Genomic DNA, 2810 nt, shown 5'->3' with positions numbered 1-2810 from the left:
CGGATAACGGGAGAAGCTTCGAAGATCATCTTGCGACTGCTGCAGCAAAAATTGGCTGCGTTGCTTTTTATTTCATGCAGGTCCCGAGAGCAGATTCGTGTCCTCTTTTGAGGTATGCTGTCGCCGGATTGACGCGCAGAATTGCGTGGGACAGAAGCAACCCTTTTCTGTTTTCGGCTCTGAACGTGAGGGGATCACCGGCAGCCATCCATGTTGCTGACAGTCCTACCAAGCATCTGATGTGCGCTGAACAATCTGTATCGATGGGACACAATGAGGTATGTCGATGATATGTAGCCGAGAGGGTAGAGTGCAGGATGAAGATCATCAGAACGGCCATCGTGATGGCGATCATTGCAGGCACGAGTGCCTGTTCGTCCACGGGTGATGCTTCCATAAAAAAAACAACCATCGCGGAAGTTGATCAGAATATTCATGATGGTGTGACAACTTCATCCCAGGTGCGTCAGATTTACGGTGAACCGGGGCAGAAAACCTATGAAGATGGTTATGAGGTTTGGATTTATAGTTTTACGTCCGGCAGGGAGGATGGTCTTTCAATAGCGCAGGACGTAGTCGGGCTTGGCATGCTTGGAGAAAGATCAAATAACAAAAGCAAGATGCTGAATGTTGTGTTGAGTAACGGAATCGTGCTGAAGCATAGTTTTGCCACCTCGCATTTCAGTTCCAGCAGTGGCTTGAGGTAGTAATATCGCAGGCAGTTAATGGTTTGGTATGAATGTATTGATCTGGGTAAGGCATGCAGCCGGGGCTGACTATAATCAAGACGTGTGCCGCAGAACTTAAGTTGGAAGAAACCACCTGCATGGTCCGTAGTAGTGGGTCGTGGTAAGTGCGTATTCGCATGTCTCCTGATCAGAAACACAGCTATACGCGCTCCAGACGTATATCCCCCTTTAAGTCACTGCATTGACGGGTAAGCGGTCCTTTTGGTGACGGAACCATGGGACCATGCGGCGGATGGCTTCTTCAATCTGGTCCGTTGCGACCGCAAAGCTGAAACGGATGAAGTATTTCCCGTCTATGGGGTCGAAATCAATGCCCGGCGCTGTCGTAACACCCGTATCCAGCAACAGGCGCTTGCAAAACGCCATACTGTCATCCGTCAGGTGCCGGATATCGGCATAGATATAGAACGCTCCATCTGGAGGCGCGATATGGCGCAGGCCCATTTCCGGTAGGGCGCGCAGCAGCAGGTCACGGTTGCGCCGGTAGGTTTCCATATGCCCTTCAAGCTCATCGCGGCAATCGAAGGCGGCAAGGGCCGCATGCTGGCTGAGGGCGGCGGGCGGCAGGAACAGATTACCCATCCGCGCGCGGGCGGCTTCCACCTTGGCTGGCGGGACAACCAGCCACCCCAGTCGCCACGGCGCCATGCTGAAGTATTTGGAAAAACTGTTTACCACCAGCGCATCGGGATCATATTCCAGAATACTGTGCGCGCGTTCGCCAAAACTCAGGCCGTGATAGATTTCATCCGATATGATGCAGATCCCGTGCGCGCGACAGACGTCAACAATGCGCCGTATTTCATCAGGAGACAGGATGGTACCGGTGGGGTTGGCGGGACTGGCCAGGATCAACCCGTCGGGAGCAGGTTCAAGCGCGGCAATGGCGTGGGGGGGCAACTGGAAACGTTCTTTTTCGCCACACGGAATTTCAACCGGTTTCATATGGAGCGAGCGCACGACATTGCGGTAGGCCACATAACCCGGTCGCGCCATGGCTACATGCGCGCCGGGCACAAAACTGGTCATGAGCGCCAGAACCAGCGCGGGTGATGCGCCACAGGTCAGGATAATCTGTTCAGGCCGGAGCGAAACGCCATATGTTTCGTCATAGTGCAGGGCGATCCGTTCCTTCAGGGGCTGGCTTTCCCAATAGCCCATGGGGTCGGTCGCCAGTACGTGCTGAGCGCGTTCGATCGCCGCGCTTGGCGCGCCGGTGGAAGGCTGGCCAAATTCCATATGAATGATGCTGCGCCCCTGCGCGGCCAGTTCATGCGCCAGTGCGCTGATGGACAGCGCATGGAAGGGATCGATTGGCGGAACAGGCATCATGACCTCAAGGTGGAAAATAGACTTATAGGGCGATGATCGCCCTGCGACCAGAAACTGCCCCTGGAAATCAGGCGGCCTGCCCACCGTTTTCTACGCGACGTGCCAGTTCCTGCCAGGAACGTGTTGTGGAGGGCAGAGGATGGAGTTTACAGAATTTCATATATGACGGTATAAGGCACTTTATATGTCAAATATGAGTGATAGTAATGGGCTCACCGAAATCCCGCGCGGCTCTTGAACGACTGGGGCGTGACCTTCGTGGCGCGCGCCTGCGGCGCGGCATAGCGATAGCCGACCTGGCCGTTCGTGCCGGCACGTCAGCAAGTTCCATCGCGCGCCTGGAAAAGGGAGATCCGGGTGTGGGGATCGGCACTCTGGCCGACGTGCTTGTCGTGCTTGGTCTTCTAGACCGGTTGGCCGACCTGATTGATATCCGCAAGGATGATCTGGGACTGGCGTTGGCTGCTGAGCGTCAGCCTCGTCGAGGCCGATCTTCTGCGACCACGTTACGCAGGCAGCAGGATAAGGATAAGGCCACGCATGGGGGAGCGGATGTTATTGATATGGACGGTGCTTCGTTCTGATGCCTGATTTCAGCGCCCATGTCGTTCTTTGCGACAGCCTGACCCCCGTGGGTCAACTGCGTTTTACGCAGGCAGGTCCACGGCAGTTTTCGACCTTCACTTATGATCCGGCCTGGGTCGAGAATTCTCGGGCCTTTGCCATCCA

General features: G+C 55.3%; 3 protein-coding genes. 2 read left to right on the top strand and 1 reads right to left on the bottom strand.

Annotated features, from left to right (window positions below; genetic code table 11):
- The first annotated feature begins 317 nt into the window (after nucleotides 1-317).
- Nucleotides 318-707 carry a hypothetical protein gene (locus B7449_RS16125; protein WP_039732891.1) on the top strand — a complete coding sequence of 130 codons (390 nt, stop codon included), beginning with the start codon at nucleotides 318-320 and terminating at the stop codon, nucleotides 705-707.
- 210 nt (nucleotides 708-917) lie between these two features.
- Here the strand turns inward: B7449_RS16125 and B7449_RS16120 are convergent, their stop codons facing one another.
- Complete coding sequence (locus B7449_RS16120) at nucleotides 918-2078, bottom strand: pyridoxal phosphate-dependent aminotransferase (protein ID WP_039733749.1); 1161 nt, start codon at nucleotides 2076-2078, stop codon at nucleotides 918-920.
- 209 nt (nucleotides 2079-2287) lie between these two features.
- On the opposite strand from B7449_RS16120, the gene B7449_RS16115 reads away from it, so the two are divergent.
- The gene (locus tag B7449_RS16115; RefSeq protein WP_039732930.1) at nucleotides 2288-2665 is read left to right on the top strand and encodes a helix-turn-helix domain-containing protein; all 378 of its coding nucleotides are present in this window, start codon (nucleotides 2288-2290) and stop codon (nucleotides 2663-2665) included.
- Nucleotides 2666-2810: the final 145 nt, after the last annotated feature.

Source organism: Komagataeibacter intermedius TF2 (assembly GCF_000964425.1).
GTDB lineage: Bacteria > Pseudomonadota > Alphaproteobacteria > Acetobacterales > Acetobacteraceae > Komagataeibacter > Komagataeibacter intermedius.
Note: the sequence above shows the minus strand (reverse complement) of the source record. Positions and strands in the feature narration are given on the sequence as shown.

Bases quoted from the DNA above. Each gene is read 5' to 3' on its own strand.
- B7449_RS16125 (WP_039732891.1), top strand. From the start codon at position 318: ATGAAGATCATCAGAACGGCCATCGTGATGGCGATCATTGCAGGCACG.
- B7449_RS16120 (WP_039733749.1), bottom strand. From the start codon at position 2,078: ATGCCTGTTCCGCCAATCGATCCCTTCCATGCGCTGTCCATCAGCGCA.
- B7449_RS16115 (WP_039732930.1), top strand. From the start codon at position 2,288: ATGGGCTCACCGAAATCCCGCGCGGCTCTTGAACGACTGGGGCGTGAC.